16 protein-coding genes are annotated in these 19,001 nt (G+C 59.9%); 10 read left to right on the forward strand and 6 right to left on the reverse strand.

Annotated elements, in window-relative coordinates:
- Positions 1-2: 2 nt before the first annotated feature.
- From AACY31_RS20690 to AACY31_RS20710, 5 genes are read right to left on the reverse strand one after another with little or no spacing between them, the layout of a single operon-like run.
- Positions 3-380 (reverse strand): response regulator, encoded by a 378-nt coding sequence (locus AACY31_RS20690; protein WP_339482831.1) that lies wholly within the window; start codon positions 378-380, stop codon positions 3-5.
- Positions 373-1,653, reverse strand: a complete 1,281-nt coding sequence (locus AACY31_RS20695; protein ID WP_339482830.1) for a hybrid sensor histidine kinase/response regulator — start codon at positions 1,651-1,653, stop codon at positions 373-375. Before AACY31_RS20695 ends, AACY31_RS20690 begins: the two co-directional genes overlap by 8 nt.
- A gap of 5 nt (positions 1,654-1,658) precedes the next feature.
- Complete coding sequence (locus AACY31_RS20700; protein ID WP_339492617.1) at positions 1,659-2,246, reverse strand: chemotaxis protein CheB; 588 nt, start codon at positions 2,244-2,246, stop codon at positions 1,659-1,661.
- Positions 2,243-3,058 carry a CheR family methyltransferase gene (locus tag AACY31_RS20705; protein WP_339482828.1) on the reverse strand — a complete coding sequence of 272 codons (816 nt, stop codon included), beginning with the start codon at positions 3,056-3,058 and terminating at the stop codon, positions 2,243-2,245. Before AACY31_RS20705 ends, AACY31_RS20700 begins: the two co-directional genes overlap by 4 nt.
- Positions 3,058-6,534: a response regulator gene (locus AACY31_RS20710; protein ID WP_339505039.1), complete on the reverse strand. Its 3,477-nt coding sequence runs from the start codon at positions 6,532-6,534 to the stop codon at positions 3,058-3,060. Before AACY31_RS20710 ends, AACY31_RS20705 begins: the two co-directional genes overlap by 1 nt.
- Before the next feature lie 287 nt (positions 6,535-6,821).
- Here AACY31_RS20710 and AACY31_RS20715 point away from each other — a divergent pair, with 287 nt between their 5' ends.
- From AACY31_RS20715 to AACY31_RS20760, 10 genes are all read left to right on the forward strand, one after another.
- A complete protein-coding gene (locus AACY31_RS20715; RefSeq protein WP_339482826.1) occupies positions 6,822-7,199 on the forward strand; it encodes a response regulator in 378 nt (125 codons plus the stop codon).
- A gap of 77 nt (positions 7,200-7,276) precedes the next feature.
- A complete protein-coding gene (locus tag AACY31_RS20720) occupies positions 7,277-8,569 on the forward strand; it encodes a glycosyltransferase (RefSeq protein WP_339482825.1) in 1,293 nt (430 codons plus the stop codon).
- Between the two features lie 70 nt (positions 8,570-8,639).
- Positions 8,640-9,545, forward strand: coding sequence for an AraC family transcriptional regulator (locus AACY31_RS20725; protein ID WP_339492622.1), 906 nt, complete (start codon positions 8,640-8,642; stop codon positions 9,543-9,545).
- Between the two features lie 322 nt (positions 9,546-9,867).
- Positions 9,868-11,178 carry an ABC transporter substrate-binding protein gene (locus AACY31_RS20730; protein WP_339482823.1) on the forward strand — a complete coding sequence of 437 codons (1,311 nt, stop codon included), beginning with the start codon at positions 9,868-9,870 and terminating at the stop codon, positions 11,176-11,178.
- 149 nt (positions 11,179-11,327) lie between these two features.
- Positions 11,328-12,260, forward strand: coding sequence for a carbohydrate ABC transporter permease (locus AACY31_RS20735; RefSeq protein WP_339482821.1), 933 nt, complete (start codon positions 11,328-11,330; stop codon positions 12,258-12,260).
- A gap of 10 nt (positions 12,261-12,270) precedes the next feature.
- Positions 12,271-13,101 carry a carbohydrate ABC transporter permease gene (locus AACY31_RS20740; protein WP_018601515.1) on the forward strand — a complete coding sequence of 277 codons (831 nt, stop codon included), beginning with the start codon at positions 12,271-12,273 and terminating at the stop codon, positions 13,099-13,101.
- A gap of 120 nt (positions 13,102-13,221) precedes the next feature.
- Complete coding sequence (locus AACY31_RS20745) at positions 13,222-14,325, forward strand: ABC transporter ATP-binding protein (protein WP_339482819.1); 1,104 nt, start codon at positions 13,222-13,224, stop codon at positions 14,323-14,325.
- A 15-nt stretch (positions 14,326-14,340) separates the two neighbouring features.
- A complete protein-coding gene (locus tag AACY31_RS20750) occupies positions 14,341-15,822 on the forward strand; it encodes a mannitol dehydrogenase family protein (protein WP_339482817.1) in 1,482 nt (493 codons plus the stop codon).
- 249 nt (positions 15,823-16,071) lie between these two features.
- On the forward strand, positions 16,072-17,559 hold the full coding sequence (xylB, locus tag AACY31_RS20755; RefSeq protein WP_339482816.1) for a xylulokinase: 1,488 nt from the start codon (positions 16,072-16,074) through the stop codon (positions 17,557-17,559).
- 12 nt (positions 17,560-17,571) lie between these two features.
- The gene (locus tag AACY31_RS20760) at positions 17,572-18,510 is read left to right on the forward strand and encodes a carbohydrate kinase family protein (RefSeq protein ID WP_339492624.1); all 939 of its coding nucleotides are present in this window, start codon (positions 17,572-17,574) and stop codon (positions 18,508-18,510) included.
- Positions 18,511-18,608: 98 nt separating this feature from the next.
- Here the strand turns inward: AACY31_RS20760 and AACY31_RS20765 are convergent, their stop codons facing one another.
- Positions 18,609-18,890, reverse strand: coding sequence for a DUF1652 domain-containing protein (locus tag AACY31_RS20765; RefSeq protein ID WP_339492625.1), 282 nt, complete (start codon positions 18,888-18,890; stop codon positions 18,609-18,611).
- Positions 18,891-19,001: the final 111 nt, after the last annotated feature.

Genomic DNA, 19,001 nt, shown 5'->3' on the forward strand with positions numbered 1-19,001 from the left:
ACCTACGACAACATTGACTGCATGATGCTCTGCAGCTCATCCAGGTCGAACGGTTTGTCCAGGATCGGCGCCTTACGGGTAATGGGGCTATCGGTGTCGCGCACTTCCTGCGCGTAGCCACTGATGAAAATGACCTTCAGTTCCGGGCGCAACTTGACCGCAGGTTCGGCAATCTGCACCCCGGAGATACCACCCGGCAGGCGGAAGTCAGTAATCATCATGTCCAGATGAGGCTTGCTCGCCAGGATATCGAACGCCTGGGCACCGCTTTGCGCCTGCAGCACCCGGTATCCCTCGCCCGACAGGTAGGCCGACAGCACCATCAGGATCGACGGGTCATCCTCAACGATCAATACAACATCTTGCGCATCTTCACTCATGAGAAGCCTTTGTTCGATCAATAGCTGCTGATACGACCTTAGGGTCTCTCAGAGGTTGCGTCTGTTCGGCGGTTTTGTCCAAGGCTGTTTTCTGTAAAGGCAGACAAACACGAAACAAGGCCCCTTCATTGAGGCGACTGTTGACCGTGATCGTCCCGCCATGGGCCATAACAATCTGCTCGGAAATGAACAGCCCTAGCCCAAGACCAGCAGCAGCCGCCTTGGACGATACGCGCTCGAATTGCTGAAAGATACGTTTCTGGTTCTCCTCGCCGATGCCGATGCCGTGATCCTGAACCTCGATACAGGCATGGTCGGGCGTCTTGTAGACGCGCACCTCGATCGGCCCCTTGCCGCCGTAGCGCAACGCATTGGTCAACAGGTTCGAGATCACCTGCTCGATACGAAACTCATCCCAAAGCCCCTCCACCGACGGCTCGACCAAGCAGGTCAACGAGCACTCGGCGTCGGCGATCTGTGGCTGGAAATTACGCAGTAAATTTTCCAACAATGCCGTCAGGTTGAAGTGGCTCGGACGGATCGACAGCTTGCCGGTGCGAATCCGCGAGACATCCAGCATGTCCTCGATCAGCCGGATCAGGCTCTTGATCTGCCGCTCGTCGCGGTCGACCATTGCCCGCACTTTGTCCAGGCTGAAGGCCGCGGCGTTGTCCCGGGCCAGGTGCATTTTGCGCAGTTGTGTCTCGAGAATGAGCCCATTGAGGGGCGTGCGCACCTCGTGAGCAACGATGGACATGAAGTCGTCACGCATGCGCACTGCCTGCTCCAGCTCGCCACGAGTGGCCTCCAGTTGCTGCACCAGAACCTCCTGCTCGCGGCGACTCTGCTCAAGGGCGACGACCTGCTCCTTCATGGCCTTTCGTTGGCGGTATAACTCAACGAATACACTGACCTTGCTTTTGACTGCCTGGGTGTCCAACGGCTTGTACAGGAAGTCCACCGCACCGTTTTCATAACCGGTAAAGGCATAGTTGCGTTCACGACCAGCGGCACTGACGAAAATGATAGGGATGCTACGGGTCTTCTCCGTGCCACGCATCAACTCGGCCAGTTGGAAACCGTTCATGTCCGGCATCTGCACATCGATGATGGCCAGGGCAAAGTCGTGTTGCAGCAGCAGGGACAGCGCTTCGTCCGCCGACAGGGCCTTGAAGACCTCGCGGTTGCCCCCCTTGATCAGCGCTTCCAGGGCCAACAGATTCTCAGGCAGATCATCGACGATCAGCAGTTTGGCTTGCATATCTCTTGGCATGTGGTTCATTCCAGCCCGACCAGCAATTGGCCGATGCCTTGCAAAGTAAGGATATGGTTGGGCTCGTGCAGGGCCAGCGCCGCTTCGGGCATGGTCGAGACCTGGGCCTCATCGGGGTCCTGGACCACCGTGATCCCGCCCAGCGCCCTGACCTTCGCCAAGCCACTGGCGCCATCGTCGTTGGCGCCGGTCAGCACCACGGCCAGCAATTTCTGGCCGTAGACATCGGCGGCCGATTCAAACAAAACATCGATGGACGGCCGCGAATGATGCACCGGTTCCTCCAGACTCAACGACAGGCTACGGTCAGCCTCGACCGACAAGTGATAGCCGGGCGTGGCGACATACAAGGTTCCCGGCACGATGTCCTGCTTGTCCCGGGCTTCCTCCACCGGCACCGCCAGACGATGTCCGAATACATGGGCCAGTTGGCTCACTCGCTCGTCCGGCAAATGCAATACCACCAGGATGGGCACGCCAAAGCCTTTGCGCAGGTATCCAAACACCCTGAGCAGCGCGTCGACGCCACCGGCCGATGCACCGACGACAATGGCCTCGATAGGCGGGTTGGATCTGTCCTTCGTCTGATTCATAACTTGCGATAGATCCGTTCCTGTTTGACCAACGGCTCGAATCGATGGCCGTAAGCCGAGAAATCCAACGTCTCCTTGCTGCCCAATACCAGGAAACCACGGTGACAAAGGGACTCATGAAACAGTCCAAACGCCCGATCCTGTAGTTTTTTATTGAAATATATCAATACGTTACGACATGAAATTAACTGAGTTTCTGAAAAGACACTGTCGGTCGCCAGGCTGTGATCGGCAAAGGTCACGTTCTCACACAGGGTTTTGTCGAACATCGCATAATCGTAGGCGGCGGTGTAGTAATCGGCAAACGAACGCCGGCCTCCGGCGTTCTGGTAGTTCTGAGTGTAGGTGCGCACGTTTTCCAGGGAAAAAATCCCCTGCTTGGCTTTCTCCAACGAGCGCGGATTGATATCGGTGGCATAGATGAATGTGCGGTCCAGCAGGCCTTCTTCGCGCAACAGGATCGCCATGGAGTAGACCTCCTCCCCCGTGCTGCAACCGGCGATCCAGATCTTGATCGAAGGATACGTTCTGAGTAGCGGCACGATTTCCTCGCGGATCGCGAGGAAATGCGAAGGGTCGCGAAACATCTCGCTGACCGGGATCGTCAGCAGTTGCAGCAGCTGCATGAACACCCCTGGGTCGTGCAGCACACGCTCCTGCAAGGCCGATATGGTCCTGCACTCGAACTGACTCAGCGCATGATGGACCCTGCGCTTGATGGACGCACCGGAATAATCGCGAAAATCGTAGCTGTACTTGAGGTAGATCGCTTCGATCAACAAACGAATTTCAATGTCAGTGTCACGTTCCACTAAATTCTTTCCATATTCGGCAACCACACGCGAATCAGCGAGAACAGACGATCCAGATCGATCGGTTTGGCCAGGTAGTCGTTGGAACCCGCCGCCAGGCAGCGCTCCTGATCATCTTTCATGGCCTTGGCCGTCACCGCAATAATGGGCAGCTTGCGCCAGCGCGGGTCCTTGCGGATCAGCGCGGTGGCTTCGAAACCGTCCATCCCCGGCATCATTACATCCATCAGCACCAGGTCGATGTCGTCGAATTCGTTCAGGCGATCGATCGCCTCCAGGCCGTTACGGCCGATGACAACGATCGCCCCCTTCGCCTCCAGGGCGCTGGTCAGGGCAAAAATGTTGCGCACATCGTCGTCTACCAACAGTACCTTGCGGCCCTCAAACACCTTGTCGCGGCTGCGGGCCGTCTTGAGCATCCGCTGCCGTTCATGGGACAACCGGGATTCGACTTTGTGCAGAAAGAGTGTCACCTCGTCCAGCAGGCGCTCGGGCGAACGGGCGCCCTTGATGATGATCGAGCGCGAATACTTGCGCAGTTCGGCCTCTTCATCGCGGGTCAGGTTGCGCCCGGTGTAGACAATCACCGGCGGGAAGGAACAGATGTCTTCGCTGGACATGCGCTTGAGCAGGTCATTGCCGAGCATGTCCGGCAACTTGAGGTCGATAATCATGCAGTCGTAGACGTTGGTCCGCAACAGATCCAGGGCTTGTTGGGCCAGGCCAACGGCGGTGATCTCGATGTCATCGTCGCCGATCAGGCGGGTAATACTGTCGCGTTGCAGGTCATCGTCCTCCACCAGCAGCACCCGCTTGACCTTCTGGGTCAGCTTGGCTTCCAGGCGGGCGAACACCTCCTTGAGCTCTTCGCGGGTGGTCGGTTTGACGGCGTAGCCGATGGCGCCCATGTGCATGGCGGCTTCGACACGGTCTTCGACGGAAATCACGTGCACCGGGATGTGCCGGGTTTCGGCCTGCTCCTTGAGCCGCTGCAACACCGTCAGCCCGGAATGATCCGGCAGTCGCATATCCAGCAGGATCGCGTCGGGTGCCAGTTGCAACGCCAGGTCGAAGCCTTCGTCGGCACCGTGGGCCACCAGGCACTGGTAACCGAGCTCATGGGCCAGGTCGAACAGGATCCGGGCGAATTTGGGCTCGTCCTCGATCACCAGAATGCACCGGGTGTCGAACGGCGCTTTGTCGCGGTCGTCGGCAAAGCGGGCAATCGGCGTATCCACTTCAGCGATCAACGGCGCCGCTGTTGGCGCGACGGACGCTGGCGCCGAGGCGGTCGGAGTGAACGTCATCGGCTCTGTTGGCGAGTCTCCGGGCTCGACGTAACGTTCAGGCAACACCAGCGTAAACACACTGCCCTGCCCCGGTTCGCTGGAAACGGAGATCGAGCCGCCGAGCAACGTGGCCAGGTCCCGGGAAATCGACAACCCCAGGCCTGTGCCGCCGTAACGACGATTGGTCGTGCCATCGGCCTGGCGGAACGCTTCGAAGATGCTTTGCTGCTGATTGACGGCGATGCCGATCCCGGAGTCGCGCACCATGAACGCGATGCCCGAGCCCGGTTGCCCGGCCACCGTCAGGCTGACGGCGCCGTGCTCGGTGAACTTCACGGCATTGGACAGCAGGTTCTTGATCACCTGCTCCAGGCGCTGGCGGTCGGTGTAGAGCATCGTCGGCGCATCGGGCAACACCTGGACCTCGAACCCCAGGCCCTTATCGGCCGCCAACGGTTCGAACATGTCCCGCAGCCCCTCCACCAGACGCTGCACGCTGGTGTTTTCCGGGCGCACTTCCAGCTTTCCGGCTTCGACCTTGGAGATGTCAAGAATATCGTTGATCAGGTTCAACAGGTCGTTGCCGGCGGAGTAGATCGACTCGGCAAACTTGACCTGCTCCTCGCTGAGGTTCTGCTGCGGATTTTCGGCCAACAGCTTGGACAGGATCAGCGAGCTGTTGAGCGGCGTGCGCAGCTCATGGGACATGTTGGCCAGGAACTCGGACTTGTACTTGCTCGAACGCTGCAGCTCTTCGGCGCGCTCCTGCAACTGGATCTGGGCCAGGTTCAGCTCACCGTTCTTCTGGTCCATGGCGTCGCGCTGTTCGGCCAATTGCTCGTTGCTCTGCTCCAGTTCCTGCTGCTGGGTTTCCAGGTGAGCCTGGGACTCCTTGAGGATGCGCGACTGCTCTTCCAGTTCCTCATTGGCGGTCTTGAGCTCTTCCTGCTGCACTTGCAGTTCTTCGTTCAACTGCTGGGTTTCGGCCAGCACTTCCTGCAAGCGTTGGCGATAACGGGCGGCCTCGATGGAGGTGCCGACATTGCCGGAAATCAGCTCCAGCAGCTCAATGTCGCGCTCGGTCAATGGCCGCAGCAAGCCCAGTTCGATGACACCGTTGATCCGGCCATCGTCACTGGTGGGCGCCACCAGCACGCTGTTGGGCAGCCCTTGCCCCAATCCGGAGCTGACTTTCAGGTAATCGTCCGGTACGTCATCCAGGCGAATGACACGCCCCTGTTGCAAGGCCTGGCCAGCGATGCCTTCACCGTCGACAATCACCTGCTGCTGCTCGTTATCCTCCCGGGACAAGCCATAACTGGCAACGCGCCTGAGGACGCCATTGTCTTCCCGTACATAGAGTGCAGCGACCGCCACATCCAGGTACTTTGCACAGAACTGCAAGATGTTGCGACCCAACAGGTTCAGGGACAACTGCCCCAGGACCTGCTCGGCCAGCAGCATCTGGCCATTGCGCAACCAGGCCTGCTTCTCCAGGTGCAGGGCGCTACGTTGCTGGACTTTCAAGCTGGCGCTGTAGCTCTCGGACAGGCTCAACAGATCCCGGCGGCCGACGTAGGCCAGCAACCCACTGACCGCGGCGACGAACAGCAAGTACAGGGCGATACTCCAGACCGTGGTCGTGCGCACCTCCTCATTGCGCGCCGCACGCAGTTGCTGCTCGGTCTCGACAATGTCTTCGAAGGACTGGCGAATTTCGTCGATCAGGCGCTTGCCGCGCCCGGCCTTCACCGCTCCCCGGTAATCGCCACGGGTGCGTTGCAAGTCGATCACGCCTTGGGCGTAATTGGCCCACTCGGTCTGGAGTGCCTGTATCTTGTGCAGGCGGTCGGTCTGGACGGGGTTGTCGGCGGTCAATTCCAGCAGTGTGTCCAGCGCAACGGCGATCCGGGGCTTGGCGACTTCATAGGGGTCGAGAAAATGCTCGTCACCACTCAAGAGATAGCCGCGCATGCCCGTTTCCAGGTCCACGCTCAGCTTGAACGCCTCATTGACGTTATTGATCACCCGGTCGGTATGGCCGACCCATTGGATCACCGACAGCAGGTAGGTGATCAGGATGATGAAAAACACCGAGCTGAGGGCGCCCATGCCCAGCGGCAGACCGATATTGCGGCTCAGGAGCTTGCGAAAACTTTTCTCGTCGACCGAAGACGAAGGGATCATGGAAAAGGCCTTGGTGGACAGTTGAAAACCGTGGAGTTTGCCCGAAAAATGGCGCTTGGATCCACATTATCTGACGAGTCAAAGGCGCAAGTGCGCGACGATCCACCGAGTAGCAAGGAAGCGACTATCCTTGTCAGCTCTTGTACTATAGATCCTTTCTTGTACAACCCTGGGAACTTGTGCCGCCTCGGGACTTACTCATAAAAGAGGCTCATAAAAGAGGCTCATGAATGAGACCGTTTTTTTTTTGAGTCTCCCTCCCGTTCCCTTTTTCGAGAATGTCTACTATGTCCACCCCTGCCACTCCGCCCACCATCCTGGTCGTCGAAGACGATGATATTGTGCGGATGTTGATCGTCGACGTGCTGGAGGAACTGGAATACCGGGTGTTGGAGGCGGAGGGTTGTGAGCAGGCGCTGGCTTTTTTGCACAACGACGCGCAGCCCATCGAACTGATGATGACCGACGTCGGTCTGCCGGTCATGGATGGGCGCGAATTGGCAAAACAGGCCCAAGCCGTGCGGCCAGAGCTGCCTGTGCTGTTTGCCAGTGGTTATGCCGAAAGTATCGATGTGCCGAAGGGCATGAGTGTGATCAGCAAGCCCTTCTCGATCGATCAATTGCGAGACGAGGTCAAACGCATTCTTTCTTGCCCCCCTTCTTGAGCCGGATCGTATTGTTGGTCACTATCGGCGCCCCGTGCGCCAACAGCGCCTGATTCGCTTCGAGGAACCCTCTGCTCATGCATCACCCCACCGCCACCAAAGTACTGGTTATCGGCTACGTCTGGCCCGAACCGCGCTCATCGGCTGCCAGCGGGCATGTCATGCAGATCCTCGACGCCTTCCTCGGGCAAGGCTGGGACATCACCTTCAGCAGTCCGGCGGGTCCCGGCGAACACCGCGCCGACCTGGTCGCGCTGGGTATCCAGGAAGTGCCGATCGAACTCAATAGCAGCAGCTTCGACGCCTTCATCAGCGAGCTGGCGCCGGACATCGTGCTGTTCGACCAATTCATGATGGAAGAACAGTTCGGCTGGCGGGTCGAGAAGCACTGCCCCGGCGCCCTGCGGGTGCTCGAGACGTCAGATTTGCAAAGCCTGCGCCACGCCCGGCATCAGCGCTTGAAGGACCGTTTGAAGCGCGATGAGGCTAGCCAGGAGTTCAGCGACCTCTTCGCTCCCGCCCTGGGCGAGGAGTTCCAGCGGATGGCCGACACCGACCTGGCCAAGCGGGAAATCGCTGCACTGTACCGCTGTGACCTCAACCTGATGGTGTCCGAGGTTGAAGTCGAACTGTTGGTGGAACATTTCAAGTTGCCCCGCAACCTGCTGCACTGGTGCCCTTTGATGCTGGACCTGCCCAGCGAACAGTCGGTGCCGTTCGAGGACCGGGCGCATTTCCTGAGTATCGGCAACTTTCGCCACGCGCCGAACTGGGACGCCGTGCTCTGGATGAAAAACGCCATCTGGCCACTGATCCGCCAACAATTACCCGGCGCGCAACTGCACCTGTACGGCGCCTACACCCCGCCCAAGGCCGCCGTGCTACATAACCCGGCCCAGGGTTTTCACATCATGAACTGGGCCGAGGACGCCTTGCAGGTGATGTCAGCGGCACGCATTTGCCTGGCACCTCTGCGTTTCGGCGCTGGCATCAAGGGCAAGCTGATCGACGCCATGCTTTGCGGCACACCCAACGTCACCACCCCCGTGGGGGCCGAAGCCATGCACGGCGGCATGCCCTGGCCCGGCGCAATTGCCCAGAGCGCCGAAGGCATCGCCAGCGCGGCGGTGCAGTTGTACAGCGACCAGGGGCGCTGGACCCAGGCCCAGGATGCAGGCCTCGCCCTGCTGGCGAGCCGCTACCAGCAACAGGTTCACGGCCCGGCGCTGATCGACAGCATCAACGCTTGCCGGGCGGACCTGGTACAACGGCGCCGGGACAACTTCACCGGCAGCATGCTGCGTCACCACCAACACAAAAGCACCCAATACATGTCCCAGTGGATTGAGGAAAAAAACCGCAACGCCTAATCGTCAGAGTGGCACCTGCCTGGGGAAGGGGGCATTATCCAACGGCGATAACAATAAAAGCGCCAGGCCCATGACCCGAACTGCCAGAATCACCGACCCCTCCTACGAGTTGATGGACGACCATAATGGGTTATCCATCATCTACCGCCAGCACGGTTTCCCTTGCCCGCTGGTGCGCTGGCATTTCCACAAGGAATACGAACTGCACTTGATCGTTGCCAGTTCCGGCAAGGTGTTCATTGGCGACTATATCGGCAACTTCTATCCCCAGTCGCTGTTCCTAACCGGGCCCAACCTGCCCCACAACTGGATCAGCCAGGTGGCTGAGGACGAAGTGGTGCACAAGCGCGACATGCTGGTGAACTTCACCGACGAGTTGTTCGAAAGCGGCCATCAGGTATTCGCCGAACTCAAGGCTGTCGCACCGCTGCTCGAACGTGCTCAATACGGCATCGAGTTTCGCTGCAAGCGCACCATCCGCCAGGCCATGACCCTGATGCAGCGCATCGCCGATTCCCAAGGCATGAGCCGCCTGGGGCATTTTTTCATTCTGATGGAATTGCTGGCCGCCACGGATGACTATCAACTGCTTTCCGGCGCGACCTCCCCGCAGGCGGCGGACGAACACAGCGTCGACCGCACCAACCGCGCGGTGGACTACATCTTCGCCCACTACGCCCGGGAACTGTCCCTGGAAGAAGTGGCCGAGCACCTGAGCATGAAACCCACCTACTTCAGCCGGGTGTTCAAGCAGGCCACCGGTCGCTGCTTCATTGAGTTCGTCAATCGCCTGCGCATCAGCAAATCCTGCGAGTTGCTCGCCGACGGCGACAAACCGGTGACAGACGTGTGCTTTGAATCCGGTTTCAACAATATCTCCAATTTCAACCGGCGTTTCCAGCAGCTCAAGGGCATGACCCCTTCCCACTACCGGCGGTTGGCGATGCAGCGGCTGACGGAGCAAAACCAGGGCTGACAATCTCGGATTGTCCCTGTGGCGAGGATTTATGTGGGAGCCAAGCTTGCTCGCGACGCAGGCGCCTCGGTTTCCCGGCAGACCACGTCATCTTCATCGCGGGCAACCCTTGCTTCCACAAAGCGGGACGGTGCGACATTTCGCTAAATTCCCTCGCCACAAATCTTCGCCAGTGCAAAAAAGTATCAGCACAAGTGCGACGGATGATTTGTCACGCCGCCCATTGAGGGCTGTAATCAGCGCACATTCTTCCCTTCATCCGGAAGACACAAAAACAATAACTGTCCTTCTGCAACCTTCGGGCGCAGAAAAGGAGTGCGCGATGAAACCTTCGGTAAAAGCTCTGTTTGTCTCCACCTGCATGACCCTCAGCAGCGTCAGTTTCGGCGCACAGACCCTCACCATTGCCACCGTCAACAACAGCGACATGATCCGCATGCAAAAGCTCTCGAAAACCTTCGAGGCCGAGCACCCGGACATCAAGCTGAACTGGGTGGTGCTCGAAGAAAACGTCCTGCGCCAGCGCCTGACCACCGACATCGCTACCCAGGGCGGACAGTTCGATGTGCTGACCATTGGCATGTACGAAGCTGCACTCTGGGGTGCCAAGGGCTGGCTGGAACCGATGAAGGACCTGCCGGCTTCCTACGACCTGGAAGACGTGTTCCCTTCCGTGCGCGATGGCTTGTCGGTCAAAGGTTCGCTGTACGCCCTGCCGTTTTATGCCGAAAGCTCGATCACCTATTACCGCACGGACCTGTTCAAGGACGCCGGGCTGACCATGCCCGAACACCCGACCTGGACCCAGATCGGTGAGTTCGCGGAAAAGCTCACCGACAAATCCAAGGAACAATATGGCCTGTGCCTGCGGGGCAAGGCCGGTTGGGGCGAGAACATGGCGCTCATCACCACCCTGGCCAACGGTTATGGCGCGCGCTGGTTCGATGAGAAGTGGCAGCCGCAATTCAATGGGCCCGAGTGGAAGCAAGCACTCAATTTTTACGTCGACAACATGAAGAAGTCCGGCCCGCCGGGCGCTTCCAGTAATGGTTTCAACGAAAACCTGGCGCTGTTCAACAGCGGTAAATGCGCGATCTGGGTGGACGCCAGCGTCGCCGGGTCGTTCGTCACCGACAAGACTCAGAGCAAGGTGGCCGATCACGTTGGATTCACCTTCGCCCCCCACGAAAAAACCGACAAGGGCACTTCGTGGATGTACTCCTGGTCCCTGGCCATCCCGACCAGCTCCAAAGCCAAGGACGCGGCCACGGCCTTTACCACCTGGGCGACGTCCAAGGAGTACAGCCAATTGGTTGCCAAGACCGACGGCATTGCCAACGTCCCGCCAGGCACCCGCACCTCGACCTACAGCGACGAGTACATGAAGGCCGCGCCGTTTGCCAAGGTGACCCTGGAATCGTTGAAAGTCGCCGACCCGAAAGCGCCGACCCTCAAACCTGTGCCCTACATCGGCATCCAGTTGGTGACCATTCCCGAGTTCCAGGCCATCGGCACCCAGGTGGGCAAGTTCTTTTCGGGTGCGCTGACCGGCCAGCAGACCGTGGACCAGGCGTTGACCGCTGCGCAGTCCACCACCGAACGCGAGATGAAACGCGCCGGGTATCCCAAGTAATCCGCGTCGCCGCTCTGCCTTTTGTGGGAGCGGGCTTGCTCGCGAAAGCGATCTGTCAGTCACATTGATGTTGGATGTGCCGCCCTATTCGCGAGCACGCTCGCTCCCACAGTGGATCTTCATAGGCCCGCAAAAATCGGTTCAATGCCATGAATAGCTCAACAACAACTGCCAAAGCCCCCATCGAGATTGCTCCGCCGGCACGCAAGCTCCGCCTGGCCAACCCCGGTTGGTTCCTGGTCAGCCCTTCGGTGGCCTTGTTGCTGCTGTGGATGATCGTGCCGCTGGGCATGACCGTCTACTTCTCGCTGATCCGCTACAACCTGCTCTACCCCGGTGAAAACCAATTCGTCGGGCTGGAGAACTTCACTTATTTCCTCACCGACTCAGGTTTCGTGCCCGGCGCCACCAATACCCTGTTGCTGGTGGGCAGCGTGCTGTTGATCAGTATCGTCCTCGGGGTGTTGATCAGCGCGCTGCTGGAGGCCAGTGAGTTTTTTGGTCGTGGCATCGTCCGTGTGCTGCTGATCTCGCCGTTCTTCATCATGCCCACCGTCGGCGCGTTGATCTGGAAGAACCTGATCTTCCACCCGGTCTCGGGCATCCTCGCCTCGGTGTGGAAACTGTTCGGCGCCCAACCGGTGGACTGGCTGGCCCACTATCCGCTGCTGTCGATCATCATCATCGTGAGTTGGCAATGGCTGCCATTCGCGATCCTGATTCTGATGACCGCCATGCAGTCGCTGGATCAGGAACAGAAAGAAGCCGCGCGCCTGGACGGTGCCGGCCCGATCGCGATCTTCTGGCACCTGACCCTGCCGCACCTGGCCCGCCCGATTGCCGTGGTGGTGATGATCGAAACGATCTTCCTGCTGTCGGTATTCGCCGAGATATTCACCACCACCAACGGTGGCCCCGGCTACGCCTCCACCAACCTTGCCTACCTGATCTACAACCAGGCACTGGTGCAGTTCGACGTCGGCATGGCTTCGGCCGGTGGCCTGATTGCCGTGGTCATTGCCAACATCGCCGCCATCATCCTGGTCCGGATGATCGGCAAAAACCTCACCGACAAGCATTGAGGCCGTCGCCATGACTCTTCAACAATCCCGTCGCCTGCAAAGCCTGCTGCTGGGCACGCTGGCCTGGGCCATCGCGATCCTGATCTTCTTCCCGATCTTCTGGATGGTGCTGACCAGCTTCAAGACCGAAATCGACGCGTTCGCCACACCGCCGCAGTTCATCTTCGCGCCCACGCTGGAGAACTACCTGCACATCAACGAGCGCAGCAACTACTTCAGCTTCGCCTGGAACTCGGTGGTGATTTCCTTCAGTGCCACCGCCCTGTGCTTGCTGATTGCGGTGCCTGCGGCCTACTCCATGGCGTTCTATGAAACCCAGCGCACCAAAGGCACGTTGCTGTGGATGCTCTCCACCAAGATGCTGCCGCCAGTGGGCGTGCTGATGCCGATCTACCTGCTGGCCAAGCAGTTTGGCCTGCTGGACACGCGTGTCGCGTTGATCATCATCTACACCTTGATCAACCTGCCCATCGTGGTCTGGATGATTTACACCTACTTCAAAGACATTCCTCGCGACATCCTCGAGGCCGCGCGTCTGGATGGCGCCACCCTGTGGCAGGAGATGGTCCGGGTGCTGCTGCCGATTGCCAAGGGCGGCCTGGCCTCCACTGTGCTGCTGTCGCTGATCCTGTGCTGGAACGAGGCCTTCTGGTCGCTGAACCTCACCTCCTCCAAAGCCGCACCACTGACGGCGTTGATCGCCTCTTATTCCAGCCCGGAAGGGTTGTTCTGGGCCAAATTGTCGGCCGTCTCGACCCTGGCCTGCGCGCCGATCCTGATCTTCGGCTGGATCAGCCAGAAACAGCTGGTGCGCGGTTTGTCCTTCGGCGCGGTGAAATGAACCGCCAGAAGATCGCAGGCTTCGCCAGCGCCCACCGGATCGCTGTAGGAGCGGTCGAGTGCAACGAGGCTGCGATCTTTCCCGGCCAACTGAATAAATAACAAGTGGAGGCCCATCATCATGGCCAACCTGAAAATCAAGAATTTGCAAAAGGCTTTCGAAGGCTTCTCCATCATCAAAGGCATCGACCTTGAGGTGAACGACCGCGAGTTCGTGGTCTTCGTTGGCCCATCGGGCTGTGGCAAGTCCACGCTGCTGCGGCTGATCGCCGGCCTTGAAGAGGTCAGCGACGGCACCATCGAACTGGATGGCCGGGACATCACTGAAGTCAGCCCGGCCAAGCGCGACCTGGCGATGGTATTCCAGACCTACGCCTTGTACCCGCACATGAGCGTGCGCAAGAACATGTCCTTTGCCCTGGACCTGGCCGGTGTGCCCAAGGCCGAGGTCGAGAAGAAGGTCAACGAGGCGGCACGCATCCTCGAACTGGGGCCGATGCTCGAGCGCAAGCCCAAGCAACTGTCCGGCGGCCAGCGCCAACGTGTTGCGATCGGCCGGGCCATCGTGCGTAATCCGAAAATCTTCCTGTTCGACGAACCACTGTCCAACCTCGACGCCGCCCTGCGGGTGCAAATGCGCCTGGAACTGGCACGCCTGCACAAAGAGCTGCAGGCGACCATGATCTACGTGACTCACGACCAGGTCGAAGCCATGACCCTGGCCGACAAGGTAGTGGTGCTCAATGGCGGGCGCATTGAGCAGGTCGGCTCACCGCTGGAGCTGTACCACCAGCCGGCCAACCTGTTTGTCGCCGGGTTCCTCGGCACACCGAAAATGGGTTTTCTCAAAGGCAGGGTCACCGGCCTGGACAGCCAGGGTTGTGAAGTGCAGTTGGACGCCGGCACGCGTATCAGCCTGCCCTTGAGCGGTGCCAGCCTGAACGTCGGCGGCGCGGTGACCCTGGGGATTCGCCCAGAGCATCTGAACCTGGCGCAACCGGGTGATTGCACCCTGCAAGTCACCGCCGACGTCAGCGAACGGCTGGGCAGCGACACTTTCTGTCACGTCGTCACCGCATCCGACGAAGCCTTGACCATGCGCGTTCGCGGCGACTTGGCGAGCCGTTTCGGCGAGCAACTGAGCCTGCACCTGGACGCCGAACACTGTCACTTATTCGATGCCGAGGGCGTTGCGGTGACCCGCGCGCTGCGCGCCGCCGCCTGATTGCCGAGACCTGCGATGAAACTCAACCGACAAAACCTGCACAACCTCAACCCTGACGTCGCCCTGCCCGCCTACCCTGTGGGCGACATTCGCCAGGGCATCGCCCACATCGGCGTCGGCGGTTTCCACCGCGCTCACCAGGCCTACTACACCGATGCGTTGATGAACACCGGTGCCGACCTGGACTGGGCCATCTGCGGCGTGGGCCTGCGAGCCGAGGATCGCCGTGCCCGGGACGACCTGGCCGCCCAGGAATACCTGTTCACCCTGTACGAACTGGGCGACACCGATGACACCGAAGTCCGGGTGATTGGCGCGATCAATGACATGTTGCTGGCTGAAGATGGCGCCCAGGCGCTGATCGACAAACTGGCCGACCCGCAGATCCGCATCGTCTCGCTGACCATCACCGAAGGTGGCTATTGCATCGACGACAGCACCGGCGAGTTCATGGCCCACTTGCCGCAGATCCAGCACGACCTGGCCCATCCTGAGACGCCGAAAACCGTTTTCGGTTTCCTCTGCGCCGCCCTGGCCAAGCGCCGTGCGGCCGGCACTCCGGCGTTCACCCTGATGTCCTGCGATAACCTGCCCCACAATGGTGCTGTGACCCGCAAGGCGTTGCTGGCCTTCGCCGCGCTGGGCGACGCCGATCTGGGGCAATGGATCGACCGCAATGTCAGTTTCCCCAATGCCATGGTCGATCGCATCACGCCCATGACCAGCGTGGCCCATCGCCTGCAACTGCATGACGAACATGGCATCGACGACGCCTGGCCGGTGGTCTGCGAACCCTTCGTGCAATGGGTCCTGGAAGACAAGTTCGTCAACGGTCGCCCGGCCTGGGAAAAGGTCGGCGTGCAGTTCACCGATGACGTCACACCTTATGAAGAGATGAAAATCAAGCTGCTCAACGGCAGCCACCTGGCGTTGACCTACCTGGGCTTTCTCAAGGGTTATCGCTTCGTCCACGAGACCATGAACGATCCGCTGTTCGTACGTTACATGCGCGCCTACATGGACCTGGACGTGACGCCGCAACTGGCGCCAGTGCCGGGCATCGACCTGAGCGACTACAAGAACACCCTGGTGGAGCGTTTTTCCAACCAGGCGATTGCCGACCAGTTGGAACGGGTCTGTTCGGACGGCTCGTCGAAGTTTCCGAAATTCACTGTGCCAACCATCAACCGCTTGATCGCCAACGGTGGCGAGACCCGCCGCGCGGCGCTGGTAGTGGCCGCCTGGGCCGTGTACTTGAAGGGTGTGGACGAGAACGGCGTGACGTATTCAATCCCGGACCCACGGGCGGCGTTCTGCCAGGCACTGGTGGCTGACGATGCGCTGGTGACCCAGCGGATGCTGGAGGTGGAAGAAATCTTTGGCACTGCCATTCCTCGCTCGCCGGAGTTCGTGGCAGCATTCGAATGGTGCTGCAACAGCTTGCGTGAACACGGGGTAACACGAACACTTGAGCGAGTGTTGGCTGACGGCGCTTAAACAGCAATCCGCTTTTGTGGCGAGGGAGCTTGCTCCCGCTGGGCCGTAGGAGCTGTGTAGGAGCTGTCGAGTGCAACGAGGCTGCGATTTTTCCCTGACACTTGAATCCCAAGCGAAAGATCAAAAGATCGCAGGCTTCGCCAGCTCCTACAGAGCCCAGCGGAAGCAAGCTCCCTCGCCCCGGGGTTGTGTGTTTGCTGACCGAGCTGCTATTACCTGCTGGTATTGATCTGACGACCAAGGATTTCTATGGCAAACCAACAACTGTTCCTGGGCATCGACTGCGGCACCCAAGGCACCAAGGCGCTGGTCCTGGACGCGACCAGTGGCCAGGTCCTCGGCCAGGGTGCCGCGGCGCACGCCATGATCAGCGGCCCCAACGGTCGCCGCGAACAAGACACCCAGCAATGGCTCGAGGCATTCACCCAAGCCACTCACCAAGCCTTGGCTGTCGCTGGGGTCGATGGCCAGGCGATCCACGGTATCGGCGTCTCCGGCCAACAACACGGCCTGGTGTTGCTCGATGACCAAGGCCAGGTGCTGCGCCCGGCCAAGCTGTGGTGCGACACCGAGACAACGCCGGAAAACGATCGACTCCTGCTGCACCTGGGTGGTGAAGGCGGCAGCCTCGAACGCCTCGGCGTGGTGATCGCGCCGGGCTACACGGTTTCCAAACTGCTCTGGACTCGAGAGCAACATCCCCAGGTTTTCGAACGCATCGCCAGCGTCCTGCTGCCCCACGACTACCTCAACTACTGGCTCACCGGCCGCCATTGCAGCGAATACGGCGACGCCTCAGGAACCGGCTATTTCAACGTGCGCACCCGCCAGTGGGACGTGCAACTGTTACAACACATCGACCCCAGCGCACGCTTGCAAGCGGCGCTGCCGGAACTGATCGAGGCCCATCAGCCAGTTGGACGTATCCTGCCAGCCATTGCTGCGCACCTGGGCATCAACCCCAACGCGGTGGTGGCAAGTGGTGGCGGCGACAACATGATGGGGGCCATCGGTACGGGTAATATCCAGCCCGGCGTGATTACTATGAGCCTCGGTTCCTCCGGTACGGTCTACGCCTATGCCGCCGAACCTGCGGTCAGTCCACAGCCGTCCGTGGCGACATTCTGCTCCTCCAGCGGTGGCTGGCTGCCGCTGATCTGCACCATGAACCTGACCAACGCCACCGGGGCGATTCGCCAATTGCTGGCGCTGGACATCGACACATTCAACGCCCTGGTGGTCCAGGCTCCGATTGGTGCAGAGGGCGTGTGCATGCTGCCGTTCCTCAACGGCGAGCGTGTTCCCGCCCTGCCCCATGCCACCGGCAGCCTGTTGGGCCTGACCACCACCAACCTGACCCGGGCCAACCTGTGTCGCGCCGTGGTCGAAGGCACGACATTCGGTTTGCGCTATGGCTTGGACCTGTTGCGGGCCAACGGACTCCAGGCCCAGAGCATTCGCCTGATCGGCGGTGGCTCCAAAAGCGCGGAGTGGCGGCAGATCGTCGCCGACACCATGGACACCACGGTCATTTGCACCGAGCAGAGCGAAGCCGCGGCTTTGGGGGCGGCGATCCAGGCGGCATGGTGTCACTCGGGTTCGCAAACAGGCTTGGCCGAGCTGTGTGAGCGCTGCGTCAAGCTCGACCCGACCAGCGAAACCCGGCCAATCGCCGCGCATGTCGCGGCGTCGCAACAAGTTTATGAACGTTATCGACAACACGTCGCAACCCTTTGAGAGCGGGCAACTATGTATTTGGTGTGTGGTGAAGCGCTGTTTGATTTTTTCAGTGAGACCGAGGCGAATGGCTTGGCCTCGCAAGTGAACTACAAGGCCATTGCCGGCGGTTCACCGTTCAACGTAGCCGTGGGGCTGCGCCGCCTGGGTGTTGAATCGGCGCTGTTGACCGGGCTGTCCACCGACTACTTGGGCCGACGCTTGCAGCAGGTGCTGCTCAATGAAGGTGTCAGCGCCCAATACCTGGTGGAGTTCGACGCACCGACCACCCTGGCAATGGTTGCCGTGGGCGCCAATGGTTCGCCCCACTACAGTTTTCGCGGCGAAGGCTGTGCGGACCGACAACTGAGCCTGGCGCATCTACCGGACCTGGGCCCCGAGGTGCGCGGCTTGCATTTCGGCTCGTTCTCGCTGGTGGTCCAGCCCATTGCCGATACGCTCCTGGCCCTGATGCAACGCGAAAGCGGCCGCCGCCTGATCAGCCTCGACCCGAATGTGCGACTCAACCCGCAGCCGGATATCGAGCTGTGGCGCTCACGGATTGCGACGCTGGTGCAATATGCCGACCTGATCAAGGTCAGTGACGAAGACCTGGAGCTGCTCTACCCAGGGGTTGAGCCCAAGGCGATCGTCGAAGGTTGGCTGGGGAACCGCTGCCAATTGGTCTTCCTGACCCGTGGCGGCCAGGGCGCTACGGTCTTCAGTCGCCAACACGGCTCATGGTCGCTGCCGTCCTGTCCGGTGAAGATCGCCGACACCGTGGGTGCAGGCGACACCTTCCAGGCCGCGCTGATTGCGTGGTTGACTGAACAACAATTGGATTCGGTCGAGGGCTTGCACACCCTGACCCGGGAACAGATCAGCGCAATGCTTGAGTTCGCCATTCGCGCCGCCGCCCTGACGTGTGGCAAAACCGGGCCAGACCTGCCATACAGACAACAATTGAACTGAATGGCGCATCGCTGCTAAAAAATCGCAGCTAAAAAACTGGACGCCGGGTTCGGACATGACCGGACCCGAGCGTCAGGCTTACAAGGACAAGGCCGTTATCAGCGGCCAGTCATCCGATGGTGTTGCTGATGAAAGTGATTGCCAGCGGCAGGGTTGTGGTCGAGCTCGGTACGCAGCTCGGCGATCAAGTCGTTGATGGCCCGGCAACCGGTGAGTTTATTGGCATCGATGTCGGTTTTGACCAAAGCCACGCGATCGGTTTCGTGATCGTCGTAAATCTTGACTGTCATCGTCAGCTCAGGTGACAAGGTGCATTGCGAGCGCTTGGGTAACAAGCTGCTTTCAATGATGTTTCGCATTTCGAGGGCAGATAGAAACATGGCGACTCTCTCCTGTTGAGGCGGCCAACTTATGTTCACGGCAGCGGTATTTCGTCCGTTTTCTTCCCTGCGGACTGGAACTACGAATACCGTGCCGTTCGTTTTTTTCAG

The organism is Pseudomonas sp. RL_105y_Pfl2_101, assembly GCF_963970585.1.
Taxonomy (GTDB): Bacteria; Pseudomonadota; Gammaproteobacteria; order Pseudomonadales; family Pseudomonadaceae; genus Aquipseudomonas.

Coding starts and splice junctions, on each gene's coding strand:
- AACY31_RS20765 (WP_339492625.1), bottom strand. CDS start 18,890: ATGTTTCTATCTGCCCTCGAAATGCGAAACATCATTGAAAGCAGCTTG.
- AACY31_RS20760 (WP_339492624.1), top strand. CDS start 17,572: ATGTATTTGGTGTGTGGTGAAGCGCTGTTTGATTTTTTCAGTGAGACC.
- xylB (WP_339482816.1), top strand. CDS start 16,072: ATGGCAAACCAACAACTGTTCCTGGGCATCGACTGCGGCACCCAAGGC.
- AACY31_RS20730 (WP_339482823.1), top strand. CDS start 9,868: ATGAAACCTTCGGTAAAAGCTCTGTTTGTCTCCACCTGCATGACCCTC.
- AACY31_RS20715 (WP_339482826.1), top strand. CDS start 6,822: ATGTCCACCCCTGCCACTCCGCCCACCATCCTGGTCGTCGAAGACGAT.
- AACY31_RS20700 (WP_339492617.1), bottom strand. CDS start 2,246: ATGAATCAGACGAAGGACAGATCCAACCCGCCTATCGAGGCCATTGTC.
- AACY31_RS20740 (WP_018601515.1), top strand. CDS start 12,271: ATGACTCTTCAACAATCCCGTCGCCTGCAAAGCCTGCTGCTGGGCACG.
- AACY31_RS20710 (WP_339505039.1), bottom strand. CDS start 6,534: ATGATCCCTTCGTCTTCGGTCGACGAGAAAAGTTTTCGCAAGCTCCTG.
- AACY31_RS20750 (WP_339482817.1), top strand. CDS start 14,341: ATGAAACTCAACCGACAAAACCTGCACAACCTCAACCCTGACGTCGCC.
- AACY31_RS20720 (WP_339482825.1), top strand. CDS start 7,277: ATGCATCACCCCACCGCCACCAAAGTACTGGTTATCGGCTACGTCTGG.
- AACY31_RS20690 (WP_339482831.1), bottom strand. CDS start 380: ATGAGTGAAGATGCGCAAGATGTTGTATTGATCGTTGAGGATGACCCG.
- AACY31_RS20695 (WP_339482830.1), bottom strand. CDS start 1,653: ATGCCAAGAGATATGCAAGCCAAACTGCTGATCGTCGATGATCTGCCT.
- AACY31_RS20735 (WP_339482821.1), top strand. CDS start 11,328: ATGAATAGCTCAACAACAACTGCCAAAGCCCCCATCGAGATTGCTCCG.
- AACY31_RS20725 (WP_339492622.1), top strand. CDS start 8,640: ATGACCCGAACTGCCAGAATCACCGACCCCTCCTACGAGTTGATGGAC.
- AACY31_RS20745 (WP_339482819.1), top strand. CDS start 13,222: ATGGCCAACCTGAAAATCAAGAATTTGCAAAAGGCTTTCGAAGGCTTC.